The 18,412-nt window shown below is 56.8% G+C and carries 23 protein-coding genes; 11 read left to right on the top strand and 12 right to left on the bottom strand.

Annotated features, from left to right (window positions below; genetic code table 11):
* Window position 1: 1 nt before the first annotated feature.
* On the top strand, window positions 2–268 hold the full coding sequence (locus D1823_RS14025; RefSeq protein WP_117871028.1) for a hypothetical protein: 267 nt from the start codon (window positions 2–4) through the stop codon (window positions 266–268).
* A 10-nt stretch (window positions 269–278) separates the two neighbouring features.
* Complete coding sequence (locus tag D1823_RS14020; RefSeq protein ID WP_117871026.1) at window positions 279–923, top strand: DUF1523 family protein; 645 nt, start codon at window positions 279–281, stop codon at window positions 921–923.
* Between the two features lie 46 nt (window positions 924–969).
* On the opposite strand, the gene D1823_RS14015 is transcribed toward D1823_RS14020, so the two are convergent.
* The 6 genes from D1823_RS14015 to D1823_RS13990 all read right to left on the bottom strand — a co-directional run bounded on the left by D1823_RS14015 (window position 970) and on the right by D1823_RS13990 (window position 8,186).
* Entirely contained in the window at window positions 970–2,064 is a 1,095-nt protein-coding gene (locus tag D1823_RS14015; protein WP_117871024.1) for a flagellar basal body P-ring protein FlgI, read from the bottom strand.
* Window positions 2,061–3,068, bottom strand: a complete 1,008-nt coding sequence (locus tag D1823_RS14010; protein WP_117871021.1) for a flagellin — start codon at window positions 3,066–3,068, stop codon at window positions 2,061–2,063. Before D1823_RS14010 ends, D1823_RS14015 begins: the two co-directional genes overlap by 4 nt.
* Before the next feature lie 2 nt (window positions 3,069–3,070).
* Window positions 3,071–4,522, bottom strand: a complete 1,452-nt coding sequence (flgK, locus tag D1823_RS14005) for a flagellar hook-associated protein FlgK (protein WP_117871019.1) — start codon at window positions 4,520–4,522, stop codon at window positions 3,071–3,073.
* A 32-nt stretch (window positions 4,523–4,554) separates the two neighbouring features.
* The gene (locus D1823_RS14000) at window positions 4,555–5,850 is read right to left on the bottom strand and encodes a flagellar hook protein FlgE (protein ID WP_117871017.1); all 1,296 of its coding nucleotides are present in this window, start codon (window positions 5,848–5,850) and stop codon (window positions 4,555–4,557) included.
* Window positions 5,851–5,941: 91 nt separating this feature from the next.
* Window positions 5,942–6,781: a flagellar motor protein MotB gene (locus D1823_RS13995; RefSeq protein ID WP_117871015.1), complete on the bottom strand. Its 840-nt coding sequence runs from the start codon at window positions 6,779–6,781 to the stop codon at window positions 5,942–5,944.
* Between the two features lie 85 nt (window positions 6,782–6,866).
* Window positions 6,867–8,186, bottom strand: a complete 1,320-nt coding sequence (locus D1823_RS13990; RefSeq protein WP_162896885.1) for a FliI/YscN family ATPase — start codon at window positions 8,184–8,186, stop codon at window positions 6,867–6,869.
* Window positions 8,187–8,291: 105 nt separating this feature from the next.
* Between D1823_RS13990 and D1823_RS13985 the strand changes: the two genes are divergently transcribed.
* From D1823_RS13985 to D1823_RS13945, 9 genes are read left to right on the top strand one after another with little or no spacing between them, the layout of a single operon-like run.
* Complete coding sequence (locus D1823_RS13985; RefSeq protein WP_117871011.1) at window positions 8,292–8,678, top strand: FlgB family protein; 387 nt, start codon at window positions 8,292–8,294, stop codon at window positions 8,676–8,678.
* A gap of 11 nt (window positions 8,679–8,689) precedes the next feature.
* Window positions 8,690–9,076: a flagellar basal body rod protein FlgC gene (flgC, locus tag D1823_RS13980; RefSeq protein ID WP_117871009.1), complete on the top strand. Its 387-nt coding sequence runs from the start codon at window positions 8,690–8,692 to the stop codon at window positions 9,074–9,076.
* 13 nt (window positions 9,077–9,089) lie between these two features.
* Window positions 9,090–9,380: a flagellar hook-basal body complex protein FliE gene (gene fliE, locus D1823_RS13975; RefSeq protein ID WP_117871007.1), complete on the top strand. Its 291-nt coding sequence runs from the start codon at window positions 9,090–9,092 to the stop codon at window positions 9,378–9,380.
* A gap of 4 nt (window positions 9,381–9,384) precedes the next feature.
* Window positions 9,385–9,657 carry a flagellar biosynthetic protein FliQ gene (locus D1823_RS13970; RefSeq protein ID WP_117871005.1) on the top strand — a complete coding sequence of 91 codons (273 nt, stop codon included), beginning with the start codon at window positions 9,385–9,387 and terminating at the stop codon, window positions 9,655–9,657.
* Window positions 9,657–10,367 (top strand): flagellar hook-basal body complex protein, encoded by a 711-nt coding sequence (locus D1823_RS13965; RefSeq protein ID WP_205511846.1) that lies wholly within the window; start codon window positions 9,657–9,659, stop codon window positions 10,365–10,367. Before D1823_RS13970 ends, D1823_RS13965 begins: the two co-directional genes overlap by 1 nt.
* Before the next feature lie 21 nt (window positions 10,368–10,388).
* On the top strand, window positions 10,389–11,174 hold the full coding sequence (gene flgG, locus D1823_RS13960) for a flagellar basal-body rod protein FlgG (RefSeq protein WP_117871001.1): 786 nt from the start codon (window positions 10,389–10,391) through the stop codon (window positions 11,172–11,174).
* Window positions 11,174–11,590: a flagellar basal body P-ring formation chaperone FlgA gene (flgA, locus tag D1823_RS13955; protein ID WP_117870998.1), complete on the top strand. Its 417-nt coding sequence runs from the start codon at window positions 11,174–11,176 to the stop codon at window positions 11,588–11,590. The genes flgG and flgA overlap by 1 nt, the downstream gene beginning before the upstream one ends.
* Window positions 11,590–12,321, top strand: coding sequence for a flagellar basal body L-ring protein FlgH (gene flgH / locus D1823_RS13950; RefSeq protein WP_117870996.1), 732 nt, complete (start codon window positions 11,590–11,592; stop codon window positions 12,319–12,321). Before flgA ends, flgH begins: the two co-directional genes overlap by 1 nt.
* Before the next feature lie 9 nt (window positions 12,322–12,330).
* Window positions 12,331–12,837, top strand: a complete 507-nt coding sequence (locus D1823_RS13945) for a flagellar basal body-associated protein FliL (protein ID WP_117870994.1) — start codon at window positions 12,331–12,333, stop codon at window positions 12,835–12,837.
* A gap of 33 nt (window positions 12,838–12,870) precedes the next feature.
* Here D1823_RS13945 and D1823_RS13940 read toward each other — a convergent pair whose 3' ends face one another.
* The 6 genes from D1823_RS13940 to D1823_RS13915 all read right to left on the bottom strand — a co-directional run bounded on the left by D1823_RS13940 (window position 12,871) and on the right by D1823_RS13915 (window position 18,406).
* Complete coding sequence (locus D1823_RS13940) at window positions 12,871–13,257, bottom strand: hypothetical protein (protein ID WP_117870991.1); 387 nt, start codon at window positions 13,255–13,257, stop codon at window positions 12,871–12,873.
* Entirely contained in the window at window positions 13,254–14,342 is a 1,089-nt protein-coding gene (gene flhB / locus D1823_RS13935) for a flagellar type III secretion system protein FlhB (protein ID WP_117870989.1), read from the bottom strand. The genes D1823_RS13940 and flhB overlap by 4 nt, the downstream gene beginning before the upstream one ends.
* Window positions 14,339–15,112: a flagellar biosynthetic protein FliR gene (locus D1823_RS13930; RefSeq protein ID WP_254683738.1), complete on the bottom strand. Its 774-nt coding sequence runs from the start codon at window positions 15,110–15,112 to the stop codon at window positions 14,339–14,341. The genes flhB and D1823_RS13930 overlap by 4 nt, the downstream gene beginning before the upstream one ends.
* Window positions 15,109–17,196: a flagellar biosynthesis protein FlhA gene (gene flhA / locus D1823_RS13925; RefSeq protein WP_117870985.1), complete on the bottom strand. Its 2,088-nt coding sequence runs from the start codon at window positions 17,194–17,196 to the stop codon at window positions 15,109–15,111. Before flhA ends, D1823_RS13930 begins: the two co-directional genes overlap by 4 nt.
* 9 nt (window positions 17,197–17,205) lie before the next feature.
* Complete coding sequence (locus D1823_RS13920) at window positions 17,206–17,904, bottom strand: lytic transglycosylase domain-containing protein (RefSeq protein WP_117870982.1); 699 nt, start codon at window positions 17,902–17,904, stop codon at window positions 17,206–17,208.
* Between the two features lie 73 nt (window positions 17,905–17,977).
* On the bottom strand, window positions 17,978–18,406 hold the full coding sequence (locus D1823_RS13915) for an Lrp/AsnC family transcriptional regulator (RefSeq protein WP_117870980.1): 429 nt from the start codon (window positions 18,404–18,406) through the stop codon (window positions 17,978–17,980).
* Between the last annotated feature and the right edge of the window lie 6 nt (window positions 18,407–18,412).

Here is an 18,412-nt window from a genome sequence, read left to right as displayed (position 1 = left end):
TATGTTCGGATTGTTGCGCCTTTTGCTGATCTTGTTGGTGATCCAGACGGTTACCTATTTCGCACTGTCTTTCTACTCGCGCGGGATGCGCCGTCGCAAACTGGAAACCTGGTGGGATGAAAAAGGCAAGACGGGCAACAAGGAAGCCTTTGTCGAACGCGGATTGCATGTGTATGACAACTCGTTTCGGCGTAAACTGATCTTGGGTGTCTATATCGTGCCGTGGGTGGCGATTGGCGCGATGATCTACATCGTGAATTACATGTGAGGGTTTAGGCATGGCCTATGTGAAATGGGCGTTCATTATCATTTTCTGGGGTACGATTGCCGTGATCCTGCAGTATTCGCTGCCGCAGCATGACATTGTGCGCATCGTGAATACCTATGAAGAACGGCAGGATCTGAACGATTGGACCCGGATATTCTGGTCAGAGCCGGAAGATCAGTCCACCAGCCTGTCCAACCGGGATGTGCAGTTCATTCAGGCGGTGCGGGCCAACGGAAAACCCATCGTATACCGAAACGAGGATACCGGTTGGGGCTGGCCGCCGTATTTCAAGTTCGACACAGCGAACCTCTATACCGAGGCCAATGATGCTAAGTCGACCAAGGAAAACCCGAAATGGGTGGTCGTGACCCATTATGGTTGGCGAAACGAATTCATGTCGATCTTTCCCAACGCCATTTTCATCGAAGATGTAGAAGGGCCGGATGTTCGGATCATTCCCTGGTTCAATATCATCTTCCTGACGATCTTTGCCGCGTTGGTCTGGGCGATATGGGTGCGTTGGCGCAGGTTCCGGCAGGCTCGGATCGATCCGATGATCGAAAACGTGGAAGACGGGCTATATGCAGCCGGTGATGCCATTGAAGAGCGGCGCAACAGGTTTCGCCGCTGGCTGGACAGCTGGAAATCGAAATAGACCGCAGCTTTGGCGGGCGTGCCAGCAGCGCGCCCATCCAGGCCCTTCACCTGACGATGAATTCCGCATGCAGTGCGCCTGCTGCCTTGATCGTTTTCAGAATGTCGATCATGTCCTGAGGCGAGACCCCAAGCGCGTTCAGACCGGCGACAACCTCGGACAACGTGGTGGCCTCGGGGATTTCGGCGAGGCCGGTCCCTTCTTCTTCCTCGATCCCTGCGATTGTACGTGGCACGACCACTGTTTCACCTCTGGCAAACGGGTTGGGCTGAACCGCAATCGGTGCCTCCTGAACCGTCAGCGTCAGATTGCCTTGAGAGACTGCCACACGCGAAATACGGACCTCCTGTCCCATGACAATGGTACCAGAGCGTTGATCGACAACAACACGCGCTTTTGATTCCGGTTCAACCAGAATGTTCTCAATGCGCCCTATGGCGTGGGCTGTTGAAACTGCCTGCGTCGCCGCGACGTTGAGCTCAACCGTACCGGAATCCCGCATGATCGCCACGGCTCTGTTGAACTCGGTGTTTATCGCGGTTTCGATACGTGCGGCTGTGGTGAAATCGGGCTCTCTGAGTGCAAGGCGCATTTGAGTGAGGGTTGACAGGTCGAAGTCAATTTCACGCTCGACCCTTGCGCCGGACGGAATAACGCCCGAGGTTGGTACCCCGCGCACGACTGAAGCTGCCTCTCCTTCAGCCGAAACGCCGCCCGCAAGGATTGTGCCCTGTGCAACCGCATAGATTTGTCCGTCGGCCGCGTTCAGCGGGGTCATGATCAGAGTGCCGCCTAGCAGGCTGTTGGAATCGCCTATGGCTGAAACCGTTACATCGATTTGACCACCCACCCTTGCAAAAGGTGGCAGGCTGGCTGTGACCAATACCGCCGCCACGTTTTTGGGTCGGAAATCCTCACCGGTGACGTTAACACCAAGACGTTCAAGGATGTTGGACATGATTTCTTCGGTGAAAGGCGCGTTCCGTAACCCATCGCCGGTTCCGTTCAAACCGACAACCAGACCGTAACCCACAAGATCGTTGCCCCGGACACCATCAAAATCCACGAGGTCCTTGAGACGGATTGCCCCTGCCCAGGCCATGCCGGGAAGGAGGATCAGGAGAAGTATCAGCGCCCTCATCTCAGAAAATTTACAAGAGACAGATTCGCATTGCGAACGGTTACGGAATACAGGCTTTCCAACTGAAATTGCACCGTTTGCAGTTTCGCTGCCGTCTCATAAGGATCGGCCGCGATCAGTTCGTTCCGGCTAAATTCCAGACTGGTTCGGGCTGCGGAATTGCGTGTTGCGGCCTCTTCAATGCGGGCTTCGGCCGCTCCGACTTTTGCCCGGAGCTTCACGGTTGCATCCTGTGCATTGGCCAGATCGACACCCAACTGCGTGAACAAAGCGGTGCGTTGATCGGGAGAAAGCGCCAATGTGCTGTCAGTGGCCAGTGCGGCTACTGCAACATCCCTGAGAGAGGCCTTGAACGCCGGGTCCATTGCCGTGATCGGCAGCGTGACGCTTTCGTTTTCCGATATCTGCATCGGAGACAGGGTGTTGCTTGACCCCTGATAAAATATGGCGTCAAACCCTGCCGGGTCGTTGAACCAGGTATCCGCCGCCAGCCGGATATCGGAGACGGTGACAAGCCCGGTTACCTGCGGCTTCAGCGCTGCCAGAAGACCGTCCGAAGAGGACAGCGGCGACACATCAGTGGCAGTGCCGGAAAACAGGCTACGCCCACCCACACGTGTGTTCAGCGCCGAGATCATCGTGTCCAGCTCATTTTTGGCCTGTTGTGACGCTTGTTCATGATTAACGGGCTGATTGGCGGTTCCGTAAGCCAGTAAAGACGCGGTCATGTCTCCAACCGAATCTCCGACGGTTTTTAGGCTCAGTTGCATGGCATCGGTGAACAGGGCCGCTTCGGACGTTGCGATGCCAAAGGCGTCGAGTCTGGAGAGGCTGCGGTCGAGATCCAGAATTTGTGAATAATCCCCGCCAAGCCGACTCGAGATGTCCTTTACCTGCCCGGTGGACATCTCGTGAGAGAGGGTTTCGATCTGGGTTTTGATATTTGTTGCGCGGGTTCGCAAGGTCATTCCTCGCGCCAAATCGCCGATAGAAGTGATGTTCATGGTCACAACCTCAGAAGAGTTTCCAGAAGCTCGTCAGCAACCGAGATGACACGGGCGTTTGCGGCATATGTCTGTTCGATCTGCATGAGCCGTTGCAGTTCCTGATCGGAATCCACGCCCTGGGCGGCCTCGATCTGCGCCATTTGCTGCTGGAAGCTGTTTGCAAAAGTCTTGCGCTGATCTGCGGCATGGGCGTATGCGCCTGCTTTCGACAACAGGGCCTCGGTCAACTCGGCAGCGCGCATGTTTCCCGTACCAAACAGCCCGCCGGGTATCGGACGCGCGTCGGTTAATATGTCCCCGAACGCGCGCAGTTGTGCGGCCTGCCCGGGGTCACCCGGTGTTGCGGCACCCAGACCCGCGCGCAGTTTCCAACTGTCCCCGCCATTGTCAGGGTCGACCGTCGAATTGAGTGAGATCCGTGATGCAAGTCCGACAACAGATGCTGGATCAAAGCGGTTGCCGCTATCGGTAAACAGACCGGGATCTGTCGCAAGAACCGACATATCCAAACCCGGCGTTTCAAATCGCTCAATCAAGTCTTGCGCAACCGTGTCCAGCTGAACCTGCGCCTCAACCGATAAATCGTCACGGATGGTGAACTGCGTCATCAGCGCCCCGCCGCGGATTTGAGCGTTGTCTCCGCTTGTCCGTACCGGGTTGCCGTTCATTTCCAGACCGGACAACAGACCATTTGCCACTGCCATGTGGGGCTTTGTTTCACCGGTCGTAGAAAACGTGAATTCCGAGGCTTTGCCTTCCAGCAGGATCAACCCACCTTCTGAGTACAGCGACACCTGATCATTGGCGCGAGGTACGACATTGACCGGGATCAGGGCATTGACCTGATCGATCAGGACGTGTCGCTGATCCAACAGGGCACCGATGTCACCGCCAGAGTTCTGTATGGCGGGAAGCTTGGCATTCAGGTCTTCGATATCTTTCAGAGTCTGATTCAGGCTGTCGATCTGAGCGCCGATTTTTCGATCTGCGTCCGAGCGCGCCTGGCGCACGCCCTCTGATGCTGCATTCAGTTCATTGGTCAGATCGCGGGCCGAACGTGCAACCTGGTCCAGCCGTTCGATAGAGTCAGGCAGACTGGCCGCCGTGACAAAGGCGTTTTCAAACGAGGACAGACGGGTAGATAGCGAAGGGCCGTCGGCAGGAGACCCCACCAGTTGTTCGAACTGCGAGTGAAAATCCGAAATGGCCGATCGAAAGGTGAGTTCGGCGTCAGACGAACGTCTGTTGGCGGTCAAAACCGGATCCTGATGCCGGACCACGCCAACGGTGCGGACGCCATTTCCGGATATTGGACTTGTCGTAAGTTCGAGAGACCGACGCGCATAACCGGGGGTCAGCGCATTCGCGATGTTTCCGGACACCACAGCGGCCCCGCGACTGGCCGCAGTCAGCCCGCCCAATGCATTATTCAGTGCTGTTGACATGTTCATGAGGCCGCTCCCTTCTTTAGGTCAGAGCTTGATCAACGTTTCAGGTTTGTCGTTTCCTGCAGCATCTCGTCCACCGTCTGGATTACTGTGGCGCTGGAAGAATAGGCGCGTTGCGTTTGGATCAAGGATGTCAGCTCGGTGGCCACATCCGTGGTGGATTCTTCACGCGCGAACGAGACGAGATCTCCGGTAGGACCTTCGCCCGCGTTCCAAAGAAAGAACGTGCCGCTTTCACGGGATGGCGCGTAGGTCTGGCTGTCCAACGCGGTCAGGCCGTTGGGATTGGGGACATCTGCCAGCGGAATCTGGTACATTCGGCGGCTGACGCCGGTGTCGTACAACGCGTAGACATATCCGTTCTCATCGACCTGAACGCTGGTCATTGTGCCAACGGCAGAACCATCACGTGTGATCGAAACAGGTGCAAACGTGTCGGACAATTGGGTTATGCCATCTGCATCCCCAATCAGGCCAATATTGACCTCAACCGGTCCGCCGGCAACATTGACCATGACACTGCCCGTTGCTGGGTCATAAGCACCGCCAGAAACAGGTGTGACGCTAGCCAAGGTGCCGCCGGCCGTTCGGTTGTCGGTGAAGGTCAACGTGTATTCCCCAATGATCGCGCTGCCCGAGGCCGAGTCACGCAAGACCATGGTCCATTCGTTGCTGCTGCCGGATGCGGGAACAGTTGGGATCAATTCAATATCGATGCTCTCGGATTTTCCGAGATTGTCGAAATATTCAACCGACAAAGGTTGAACGTCCCCCGGAGCACCCGCATCTGTCGCCGTGGCCGGCAAGTTCATACGCAGGTTCATTTGCGTAGTGGGCGCGCCCGATAACTGGTTGACACTCAGCTGAATGGGTTCAAGCGCAGCAGGCGTGTCGCGCGAAACTGGTGGAATAGTGCCATCTGGTGCAGCGGGCCATCCCAGAAGAACAAGGCCAGATTCGGTGACCAAATATCCTTCTTCATTGGTACGGAATGACCCTGTTGTTGTCAGCAACATCTCGTTCGAGTTATTCCCGACCTGAGAGCTGGGGCGCACAGGCAACATGCCGCGCCCCCGTACTGCCAGATCAGTTGAGTTGCTGGTTGTGACCAGAGGCCCGCGCTGATCAACCATGCGCTGGCTTGTCGTCCGCACGCCGCCTGCCGAATAGCTGCCACCCTGACCGGACGTGACCATTGAATGAAAATCCGTCTCGACCCGTTTGTACCCAAAGGTCGAAGAATTCGCGATGTTGTCGGATATCGTCGCCAGCCTGTTGGCATTGGCTTTCAGCGCCGCCACACCGGCATTGAGCGAAGAGGAAATGGTCATGGGTGCGCCCTTCTGTTGCGTCCGTCTTTGGTGCAACAGGTAACGCACAGCCCCTTAACAGCGCGCTAACATGTAAAATGCGCTCTATAGTTCAGGGTTGGCGCAGGAAGATCACTTCTATCCTGTTGTTTCGCGCAGCCATGGGATTGTCGGATAACAATTCTCTGTCTGCATGGCCCGTAACACGATCCATCCTTTGTGCCTCAACGCCCTTGTCCTGCAGTAACTGACGCAATGTTTGTGCCCTGGCGGTGGACAGATTCCAGGCTGTGTTGCGCGCCTGCACAACCGGAGACGCACTGACATGCCCTTCGACAGCCATCGAATTGACAACAAGATCCGAGGCCCGGGCGATGATCAGGGCCAGGGCCCGCAGAAAGCTGGTTGGTTTGTCAGAGTCTGCTTCGAACAATGCCTGATCGTCGGTGTCGAACAGTTCTACCACCAAACCTTCATCGGTGACCCGTGTGACGATATGCTTGAGCAGTTTGTCCGAGACCTCGCTTTCACCGGTACGCCCCAGCAGTTGCGCCTCCAACGTAGTGAAGTCTTCCTTGTTTCCTTTACCGCCGCCTTCGGCATTCACTCCGATTGAACCACGGGCTTGATGCGATTCGGTCGGGTGCCTGGTCGTGGCACCCTGACCGTCTCGCAATAGCGTGTCTTCAGACAACATGCTGTCGCCGCCAAAGGCTCCGTCGCCGCCGCCGGATTCCGGGCTCAGCGGGATTGTTGGCGCAAAATAATCTGCCAACCCTTTTCGTTGCTGTTCCGTTGTTGCGTTCAGCAGCCACATCAACATGAAGAAGGCCATCATGGCCGTAACAAAGTCTGCATACGCGACTTTCCACGCGCCACCGTGATGGCCATCGCCACCCGATACACGCTTCTTCTTGATGATGATTTGCGCCGCATTGGTTTGCGCACCCATCTCCACCACCTTTTTATCACCCGACTATCTGAATAGCTGTGCAGGTCTTAAGGCGGCCTTAATACTTAAAACTGCTCAGAGTTCGCTAACGCGGCAGGCCGGCGGAAGCCCGGCGCAGAGTCAACGATAAGCGGTTAAAGCTGTTTTCAATCCCTTCGGAATCGGGTTTGCTAAAAAACGAGTCCAACTCCTCATGAACGCGCACGGCCTGATCCAAGAGCGGGTCTGATCCTTCTGAATACAGCCCGGCCTTTATCATGACTTCGGATTGTTCGTAGCTGCCGACAAGTTTGCGGGTTTCGTTGATCATCTGGTTCTCGGCCTCGGACGCGGCCTCTGGAAGGCTGCGGGATACGGATTTGCTGAGGTCGATGGCCGGGAAGCGCCCGCGTTCGGCAATCTCGCGGCTGAGCACGATATGCCCGTCCAATACACCGCGCAGAATGTCGGCGATGGGTTCATCCATGTCGGAACCCGCGACCAGGACGCTGAATACGGCGGTGATATCACCGTGCTCCTGCGTGCCGGGGCCTGCGCGTTCACACAGATTGGCAATCAGCGGGGTGACAGAGGGTGGATATCCTCGGAGCGAAGGAGATTCGCCCATGGCAACGGCGATTTCACGGTGCGCTTCCGCGAAACGGGTTACCGAATCGGCCAGAAACAGAACGTTCAGCCCCAGATCCCGCAGAAACTCTGCCGCTGACATGGCCGACCACGCGCACCGTCTGCGCGCCAATGCAGACTGGTCGGACGTTGCGGCGACCACGATAGTGCGCTTCATGGCTTCCGGACCAATAGCGCGGGCAACAAACTCGTTCACTTCACGCCCACGTTCGCCGACGAGAGCCACCACAACCACGTCAGCCTGCATGAAGCGCGCCAGCGTCGACAGCAACGTTGATTTCCCCACACCCGATCCCGCAAACAGCCCAACGCGTTGACCGCGCACAATCGGCAGCATGGTGTTGAGAACGGATAGTCCGGTGGCCATCCGCTTTCCCAATGGCTTGCGCGCCACCGCAGGCGGGGGTGCCTGCATGATATCGCGATCCTGTGGCCCGTTCAGCAGGGGTTTTCCGTCCAGCGGTTTGCCAAACGGATCAATGACGCGCCCAAGCCAGTGCAATGCGGGCGCGAATCCCGGCGAGGGATCGAGATACACGCGATCCCCGAGGCTGACACCATCCAGGGCGGCACCCGGTATCATATGGATATGGTCTGCACACACATGCAGCACTTCACCGGCCAGATCGGGCCCCGCGCGCCGCCGCAATGTAAGCAAGTCTCCGATTCGCGCATGTTCGTTGAGGCCACTGATCTCGATCAACCCTTGTGCGACGCCGCTGACCAGGCCCACGTGGCGGATCGAAGTCATCCGATCGAATTCATGTTTCAGAAGCATCGGGTCGAGATCGGACATCTTAGGTTCTCCAATTGGGTTCTGAAAACGGTTTCTAAAGGAATCGGGGTTAAGCCTTGGTTGAAATTGATCGAGGGAGAAGCCCCGATGTTCTATGACTTGAACGTCCTTAAGACCGCGTACGCAATGGCAACCCATGCCGGGCAACGGCAGGCGGTGATTGCGCGCAACATGGCCAATGCGGATACGCCGGGCTACCAGCCGCGCGATATTGAGCCCTTCCATAAAGCACTTGAAACCTCAGGACGCGAAGTGACCATGGTGGCCACGCGGCGTGGTCATCTGCACGGCGGCACGGGTGCGCAGCCCTGGGCAGAGCACCAGGCCGCTCCGTCGGGTGATCCAAATGGCAACGGCGTATCGCTTGAAGAAGAGATGCTGAAATCGGTCGAGGTAAAACGACAGCACGACCGCGCGTTGGCGATCTACAAATCCTCGATGAACATCCTTCGCACCAGTCTGGGACGTGGATAAGGAGGCCGAGGATGAGCGATTTTTCCCACTCATTGGCTGCATCCGCCAGCGCCCTGCGTGCGCAGGCAGCCCGGTTGCGCCACGTGTCCGAAAATATATCGAATGCGGATACGCCCGGGTATCGGCGCAAGACAGTGCCGTTTGAGACCATCGAAAAAGATGGTCAGAACGTGGTGCAAGCCGGTCGTGTAAAGCTTGATCGACGCGACCTGACACGAATTTTCGACCCCGGCCACCCGATGGCAGATGCCAGTGGCCACTATCGGGGATCGAATGTCGATCTGATGATCGAAATCGCTGACGCGCGCGAGGCGCAGCGGAGTTATGAAGCCAACCTCAAGATGTTCGATCAAACACGGCAAATGTCGTCGTCGTTGATGGAATTGCTCAGAAAATAAAGGGACAGCCAGAATGGACATCCGATCCTTAACCGCCGCGCAGAATTATGCCGGTGCACGTCCTGCAACCCAGGCCGACCCCGATCACTCGGGCATGGTGCAGGGACTGAAGGCAGGTTTTCAGGACTTTGCATCCACGCTGAGACACAGCGAGCAGATGTCGCAGACCGCGATGGTCGGGCAAGCCGACCCGCACGCGCTTGTGCAGGCGCTGGCACAGACCGAACTGGCCGTTGAGACAGCTGTGATCGTTCGCAACAAGGTGGTCGAGGCCTATCAGGAAATCCTGCGGATGCCGGTCTGATACCATGCTGAGCGAAGGTCTTTTCTTTGACATCGTGCGTCAGGCCCTCTGGATCGCGGTCATCACATCGGTTCCGATTCTGGCGGTTGCTCTGGTTTCGGGTCTGATCGTCGGTCTGTTCCAGGCGCTGACGTCGATACAGGAAATGACGCTGACCTTCGTTCCCAAACTGATCGCCATCGTCGTCGTGTTCTGGATCTCGATGGGGTTCATGACTCAAACCTTGGTTACGTTTTTCACCGGAACGCTTGTTCCATTGATCGCAGGAGGTCGCTGATGGACACCGCCTATGTCACCTTGTCCCGCCAGTCCGGGCTGATGAATGAAATGCGCCTGGTTGCGAATAACATCGCAAATGCCAACACGACCGGCTATCGCCAGCAGGGGTTAGTGTTCTCAGAGTTCATTCAGGTTGTGCCGAACAGCCCCTCCCTCTCCATGAGCCGGGCCGAGGCGCGAAATACGTCGATGCAACAGGGTGTGCTTACGCAAACCGGCGGGCAATTTGATTTCGCTATCGAAGGCGACGGGTTCTTCATGGTCGAAACCCAGGATGGCAACCGGCTGACGCGGGCTGGCAGCTTTTCTCCAAATGCTGATGGCGATCTGGTTTCAATGGATGGCGCACGTGTGCTCGATGCCAATGGCGCCCCCGTGTTTATCCCGCCTGATGCCGCGTCAATCGATGTCGGCAGCGACGGAACGCTGAGTGTGAATGGTCAACTTCTGGGTCAGCTGGGCGTTTTCAACGTCGCCGACACGAGCGAACTTGTACGCGAAGGGAACAAACGTTTCCGTACTGATGGCGCAATTGATCCGGTCGATGAGCCGGTGGTTTTGCATCGCTTTCTCGAAGGGTCAAACGTGAACGCCATTCAGCAGGTGACCCGATTGGTGGAAATCCAGCGCGCCTATGAGCTGGGGCAAAGTTTTCTCGAGAGTGAAGATGAGCGTGTGCGTGGCGCACTCAAAGCGCTGATGCGCTGAATTGGATGAGGAGAGTTAGACATGCGAGCCCTTAAAATTGCGGCCACTGGGATGACAGCGCAACAGATGCGGGTCGAGACGATCTCGAACAACTTGGCGAATATGAACACCACCGGCTACAACGCCCGGCGGGCGGAATTCGCCGACTTGCACTATCAGCAGATGGCCCGGGCCGGCACTGTGAACGCATCGGACGGAACGGTTCTGCCTACGGGTATTCAACTGGGACTGGGCGTGCGACCGGCAGCGGTGACAGTGCAATTGGAGCAAGGCGCCTTGTCGGCCACCGGGAGCGATCTGGATGTGGCGATCGAAGGTCGTGGCTATCTCGAGGTGACCCTGCCCAGCGGTCAGGCCGCCTATACGCGCGATGGCAGCCTGAAACGGTCGGCAGAAGGTCTGATCATCACTTCGGACGGGTTTGCGGTTTCACCCGAAATCACCATTCCTGATGATGCTCGTTCTGTTTCGATCAATGCGTCGGGTGAGGTCTATGCATACTTTGACGACTCTCCCGAAGGTCAGTTGCTTGGGGAGTTTGCTCTGGCCAGTTTCTCGAACGCCAAAGGGCTGGAAGCCATCGGAGGCAATCTGTTCAAGGAAACCGAAGCCTCTGGCGCTCCGGTTCTGGGCACTCCGGGCGAAGATGGTCTGGGAATTTTGCGGCAGGGATATCTGGAAGACAGCTCAGTCGACGCCGTGCGCGAGGTTACCGAGCTGATCGAAGCGCAACGCGGCTATGAGATGAATGCCAAAGTCATCACGGCGGTGGACCAGATGATGAGTGCGACAACGCAGGTGCGGTGATGCGACGTCTTTTATTTACTCTGATGCTAATGGCGCCAATTGCCGCTCAGGCTGACATTGTAGTTTCGACACGTACGATCCGGGCCAAGGAAGTCATTTCCGCGGCCGATCTCGAGTTGAAACCAACGGATATTGCCGATGCAATTTCCGATCCTGACCGTTTGATCGGACAAGAGGCCCGAGTGGCGCTCTACCCCGGTCGTCCAATTCGTGACTCCGATGTTAGGCCGCCTGCCATCGTCGATCGAAACGATCTGGTTGTGCTGGTGTTCAGTAGCCAACCTTTGTCGATCACCACAGAGGGCCGAGCCTTGGGGCGTGGCGCAGCGGGGGATCGCATTCGTGTCATGAACCTTTCGTCCCGAACAACCGTAACAGGCCGAATCCGCCCGGACGGTCAAATCGAGGTAAAGTGATGCACGGATTGTCAAAAACCCTTCTCCTAACGGCTTTTGTCTTGTCCGCTTGTGGTCGAATGGATCATTTGGGCAAACCGCCAAGTTTCACTCCAAACGAAGACTCCCCGGAACAGGTTGCAATGTTGTGGCCGGGTTTGCCATTGCATACGCAACCCCAGCGAAATGTTGACCGGTCCTCTTTGTGGAGCGGCGGGCAGCATTCGCTGCTAGGCGACCAGCGCGCGATCAAGAAAGGAGACATCCTGACCGTTGTCATCGAGCTGGATGAAAAAGCTGAAATCTCGAACAACACCAGACGATCCAGATCTGGGTCCGAGAACCTTGAAGTTCCCAGCCTCTTCGGCCTTCCTCAGCGTGTGCAGAAGAACTTGCCCGAGGGCGCATCGCTGGATGAAGCCGTTTCGATTGAGGCGGATTCTTCAAGCTCTGGACGAGGATCGGTCAGGAGAAACGAAAAGCTGACTCTACGTGTTGCCGCAACAGTGCTGGATGTGTTGCCGAACGGAGTTCTTTCGATAGAGGGATCTCAGGAGTTGCGGGTCAATTTCGAACTAAGAGAGCTTCTTGTGGAAGGATACGTCCGCCCGCAGGACATCTCGAGGCAAAATGAAATCACCTATGACAAAATCGCGTCGGCGCGGGTGTCGTATGGCGGCAGAGGGCAGATAACGGATGTCCAGCAACCCCGTTATGGCCAGCAAGTTCTTGATTCACTTTTGCCATTCTGAGGTGAGATCGTGATCGCGAAATTGATACCTGTGTTTTTTTTGATTGTCGGGCTTGGTGCGGGTATTGGCGCGGGTCTGGTTCTTGCTCCTGCGAAAAATCCTGAAAGTGCAGCTTCTGCAAAAGAAGCGGTCAAAGAGGTCAAGGCGGTTGATAAAAAGTCAGGTAAGTCAAAGAAAAAAGATAAGGGAGATGGCTTCGGGTATCTGAAAATGACCAAGCAATTCGTCGTCCCCGTTGTGAAAGACGACCAGATCGAAGCCATGGTAGCGCTGTCGCTGAGCCTTGAGGCGAACCCGGCCATTACAGAAACCTATTATGCAATCGAGCCTAAACTCAGAGATGGCTTTCTTCAGGTTCTTTTTGACCATGCAAACATGGGTGGTTTTGACGGGGCTTTTACAGAATCCGGGAACCTGGACGTATTGCGGAATTCCTTGCTGGAAGTAGCGCGCAAAGAATTTGGTGAAGACGTGTCCAAAGTGCTGATTCTGAGTGTAAACCGACAAGATAGCTGACGCTAATTGGCCCGATATTTCGGGCCGGTCGAGCTATTGCCCGAAGTGTTTTCTGGCCTTCGCTTTTCGGTTAGCCTGCTGAACTTTCATCCGCAGTGTTTCTACGGCTTGTTTTCGCCCAAAAGCTGTACGTAAAGCTGCCATTCCGGCAAGTTTCTGCGCGCGCGTTCGGGCAAGTTGCAGGTTCAATTGTCTCCGCGTCGCGGACTCCCAGCCATTCCAGAGAACGTCGGTCCCTGAAACCTGATAGCCTTCGATCTTGGCGCTGTCTTGGCGCGCCTGATTGAGTTGACTGTCCAATCTGGCAAGTTGTTGCTGAATCCGAGCCTCGGCCTCAAGGATCGGTCGCAGTGCCTGGAAATGCTTCTGAAACGCGGCGTTGGTTACTTTTTCCAAGTCAGGTAGCTGAGTGTGTTTCATCGAACTTGCTCCTTTGCGCGTTTTCGCATTGCTTCGGCAAACCGGATCGCGGCGGCAACAGGACGATAGTGCTCTCCGGCAATCTCCTGACCGATATCCACGGTCGAGTGAAGCGTACGTGCTGTGGGAGGGTCTGAGTGGATCGGGACACCAGCCTCTCCTGCGGCAGAGCGGATGGTGGCGGCAACTTCGTCCACACCTTTGGCAACACAAACCGGGGCGCTGCCCGCAACCCGTGTCCATTTCAGCGCCACAGCAAAATGGGTGGGGTTTACGATCACAACATCCGCGTTGGGAACATCTGCCAACATTTGGTTGGTAGCAATCTCCTGTGCACGCTGGCGCCGGTGTTGTTTGACATGGGGGTCGCCCTCGGCATCCTTTGTTTCATCAGTAATTTCCTTGCGCGACATACGGTTCTTGCGCATGTGCTCGGCGTATTGCCAAAGGAAATCGACAACCCCGATGGCCAGCGCGACTGCGATAACGATGAACAGAAAGCGAAACAGCAGGTTCATCATCAGCAGAATGGATGACTTTGCCGGTGCCGCGCTGGCCGACAGAATCTCGGTTAGGTTGGCTTTGAGAAAAAGCGCCAGACAGGTGCCGTAGATCAACAGCTTGACGGTGCTTTTGGCAAACTCAAACAAGCCGCCACGCCCAAACTTGTTCTTGGCATTCGAAACCGGTGAGATACGCGAAAGTTTTGGTTTCAGTTTGCTTGGGGCAAAGATCAGCGCGCGCTGGGCGATCAAGTTCAGAAGAACAGCCGCAGCGGGAAGGCAGAACAGCAATGCCACCGGAAGCAGGGCACTCTTCAAAACCCCTGCAACCAGAGCATGCGAAGGCCCTGCCGTCAGAAGCCGCGCGAGTTCGTCGGACTGGTCGATCAGAACCATGAACACCGTGCCCATTTGCTCGACGGTGTATTGCCCGACCGTCAGAAGGGCGATCAGAAACCCGGCATATGCCGCCACAACCGACAGGTCATTGGATTTGGGAACCTCACCTTTCTCACGTGCTTTCAGCAGTTTTTGTGATGTCGGTTCGTATGACTTGTCGCTGTCGTCATCACCTGCGCTCATCTCTGCGCTCCCATCGGGTTGGTGAAGAAGGCGATCAGCGTGTCAGCCCACACGGAAAGGATCAGCGGTGTGCCTGCAAACAGCAGGAACAGCCCAGCAAAGGTAATCGCCGGAGCACCCACGAAGGCCACCATCAGCTGCGGCATCGCCCGGTTGATGACCCCAAGGGCCAGGTTATAGATCAAGGAAGCGATGACGAATGGCGTTGCCAGTGCAAAAGCCAGCCCAAAGCTGTTTGCGACCTGGTGCAAACCCCAGCGTGACACATCCGCAGCTCCGGGTGCCAATCCTATTGGAAACAACGCGTAACTCTGGATCAGAAACTGTGCGGCCCGGACGTGCAGGTCCATGATTGCCGCAAGTGTCAGCCCTGCCAGGGTCAGCAGATATCCCATAGCGGGGACCGGATCGGCCGCCGCGCCGCCCAGCAATTGCGACAATGACGTTGACTGAGCCGCAATGGACCCTGCGGTTTGCAGTGCGAGAACGAAAAGGCGCAAGCCTATCGCCAAGACAAGCCCGATCAGAACTTCGGTCCCGACCAGTCGCACGGTCGCCCACAGGCTGGGGTCAATTCTGACGGCGGGCGCAGCGGGCAATACGATCAGGGTGAAAGCAACAGAAGCACCAAGCTTAACCCGTGTCGGGATACTTTGTTCACCGAAAGCTGGAAGCAGCGAGACAAGAGCAGAGACACGCAGAAACACGACGAAGGCCTGCCAGGTTGTTTCGGCAAGCTGCGACAGCATTTCTGATGGCAGGGCGATCACGCTGCAACCGTTCCGATCAAAGCAGGCTTGGCTTCCAACCCGATTTCTTCGAAAGACAAAACCGGGTTGGACACGCCGCGCGCCTGCATGATTGTGCGCAGCAACCTACGGCGCCGGGTCGAGGTCACGACGGCCGGAAACAGGCCGTTGTCAGCGGATTTTGCGATGCTGCTTACAACCCCGTCGGCCAGTTTGTTGAACAGGTTCGGGGGCAGCGCGACATCCATGCCGGCATTGGGGGCGTCGATCTGGTAAGAGGTGAATGTGTCCTCCCATTCAGGGGCCAACTGGATCAGAGGGATCGAGCCATCCTCGCGCTTAATGTCCGCGACCAACTGAAAGCCAAGACGCTGACGCACCAGTTCGCAGATGCCTTCGGGTTGTGTGGTGGTCAGCCGCGCCTCGGCAACACTTTCAAGGATCAGCGCCATGTTGCGGATTGACACACGTTCGTCGAGCAGCAGGCGCAGAACTGCGTGCAAGGTGTCGATCGGCACTTTGTCGGGGATCAGTTCATCCAGCAGTTTGCGGTTGGCTTCGGCGCGTACCGGGTCGCTCAGGCGAGTCATTTCGGACAGCAGGCGACGGAGCGATTTCAGGGTCAGCAGGCGCGAGAAGTCTCGTTTGATGATCTCCAGCAGATGGGTGGCAAGAATCTCGGGTGGTGAGACTATAGTGGCACCATTCAGCGCGGCGTCCTCCTGATCTTTGGGCAGGATCCAGCGTGCTGGAGCACCATAGACCGGCTCGGTCACATCATTGCCCTCCGGTAACAGGTCAAAACCGTCCTGCACGAGCGCCAGGATCAGATCGGGATGCAAGACACCGCGCGCCTGTTCGACGCCCTGAACCTTGATCACATACGTTCCGGTTGGCAGGTCGGCACGGTCAGTTAAGCGGATCTCGGGCAGTATCAGGCCAAAGGTCGACGCCACATAAGTGCGCATATTGGCAATACGGGCGTCCAACCCGGTGCCCGGATTCAGAACCATACTGACCAGATCCGGGGCGAACTCCAGATGGACATCATCCAGGTCCAGAATGTCTCCGATGGCTTGGGATGTTGGCGTTTCGGTTTCTGTCGAAGGCAGCTTCGTTGATGCCTCTGTGTCTCGCTGCTTTCGATGAACACTATAAGCCGCAAATCCCAGTATTGCTGCGCCGAGGATGAATGGCAGAAAAGGGAGGCCGGGCACCAGCGCGAACAGAACCATAAGCACCGCGACGGTAGACATTGCTGCCGGGTGGCGGCCAAGTTGAGAAAAGATGGCGTTGTCTGTGGCCCCTTGCGTACCGCCCCGTGCCAGCAGCAGGGCAGAAGCAATAGAAATGATAACTGCAGGGATTTGGGACACCAACCCGTCGCCGACAGTCAGAATCGCATAGGTTTCGAACGCCGAGGCCACGGGCATTCCATGCACGACAACGCCCATGACCAGGCCCATAATGAGGTTTAGCAGTGTAATCAGAAGCCCGGCGACGGCGTCTCCCTTCACGAATTTCGACGCACCGTCGAGAGAGCCAAAGAATGTCGTCTCCTGCTGTTCCAGCTCTCGCCGTTCCTTGGCCTGCTGATGATCGATTGCCCCTGCGGACATGTCGCTGTCGATCGCAAGTTGTTTGCCCGGCATTCCGTCAAGGGCAAAGCGTGCGCCTACTTCGGCCATGCGGGCAGCGCCTTTGGTGATGACCATGAAATTCACGATCAGCAGAACGCCAAACACCACCAGGCCAAGAAAAATGCTGCCGCCCATGACGAAACTGGCAAAACCTTCGATCACGTCTCCTGCCGCATTCGGGCCGGTGTGCCCCTGCCCGATAATCAGTTTCGTCGACGATACATTCAACGACAGGCGCAACATCAGAGACGCCAACAGAATCGTCGGGAAAGACGAAAAATCCAGTGGGCGCTCAATGAACAGTGTCAGGGTAAAGATCAGGATCGCCAGCGCAAAGGAGGTAGCCAGCCCCACGTCCAGAACCCAGGCTGGCATGGGCAGGATCATCATGATGATGACCGTCATCAGCGCAATCGCCAGCAGGACAGTTGGTGAAAACAGGGACCGGATGTCGATCTTGGGCACGCGAAACTCCTAATTGAAGGCGATAAACGCGGTTGCGGTGCCTGCGGCTGGCACCAGAGACCCCAGCGCCCCGGTGTGGGGCGTAGCGGTCTGCATCGGGATCAAGGGGAGCTCGGCCCCGGTGAACGGATCGCGGGGCGTGGTCGCAACCCGGGTTTTGGACGTGCCTTCGAGCTGTGCCAGCACCGTTTGAAATCGCCCTTTGTAAGCTTTGGCAAGGGATGTCGTGCGGGAATGATATGCCCCCGCGGCCGCGGGCCACGATCCAAGCTCGGCATACAAGCCATTCAGGAACCGGGCGGCGTAGGTTGCGTTCTCATCGGGATCGAACATCGCGTCTATCGAACGGAAGGCTTTCCCGTGCCAGCGATAATTGATCTGAAAACAGCCGACATCAAAGCTACGCTTGCCTGTTTTGAAGATTTTGAACACGTAGGCCTTGGCTTCGACCTCGGACTTGAACCAGTACCCCTGACCGTTGACATTGATCGTCCAGGGCCAGGGCTGCAACCGGTCGTCCAGTGCGCGCCCGGTTTCAACGCGCGAGATGGCGCGCAGCACGTCCAAGGGCACGCCTTCGGACAGAGCGGCGCGGCGCGCGGCCTGATCGCACAGGTCACCGGCTTTGGCATCTGGCATGGCAAATCCTGCCTGCGCCAAAAGCACATGCAACAACATGAGAACAAGCGGGATCTTTTGATTTGGCATTCTGCCGGTCCGGGATTCTGATCTATCCCGGCCAAGCTAGCCAACGATCGGTTTACAGAGAGTTATCGCCGTTTCAGTTTCGGTCGATCCTGCGCCCGAACACGACACTGGTATTGGTGCGCAGGACACCGGGAATCTTCGCCAGGTCGTCGACCAGAATGTCCAGATCTTCCAGCCTGGGCGCCTCTGCCGATAGCATAAGGTCGAATTCTCCGTTGATCGAAAGGCATAGTTTGACCTCCGGGTAGGCCTCGAGCCGCCTGATGATCCGGGTGGTTTCCTTCTGCTGTACCTCGAGCATGACGATGACCTGCACTTTCGGTGTGTCTTCCGTGGACCCGAGACGCACGGAATACCCTTCGATCAGGCCGCGCTGTTCCATCCGGTTGATTCGCTCGTGCACGGTTGTCCGGGCGACACCCAGCGTGGTCGCAATCTGCGTGGTCGAGGCGCGTGCATTGGTCTGCAGGGCGGCGATGATGCGACGGTCAAGCTGGTCCATTGGGGC

Source organism: Ruegeria sp. AD91A (genome assembly GCF_003443535.1).
In the GTDB taxonomy this organism is placed as follows: Bacteria; Pseudomonadota; Alphaproteobacteria; order Rhodobacterales; family Rhodobacteraceae; genus Ruegeria.
Note: the sequence above shows the minus strand (reverse complement) of the source record. Positions and strands in the feature narration are given on the sequence as shown.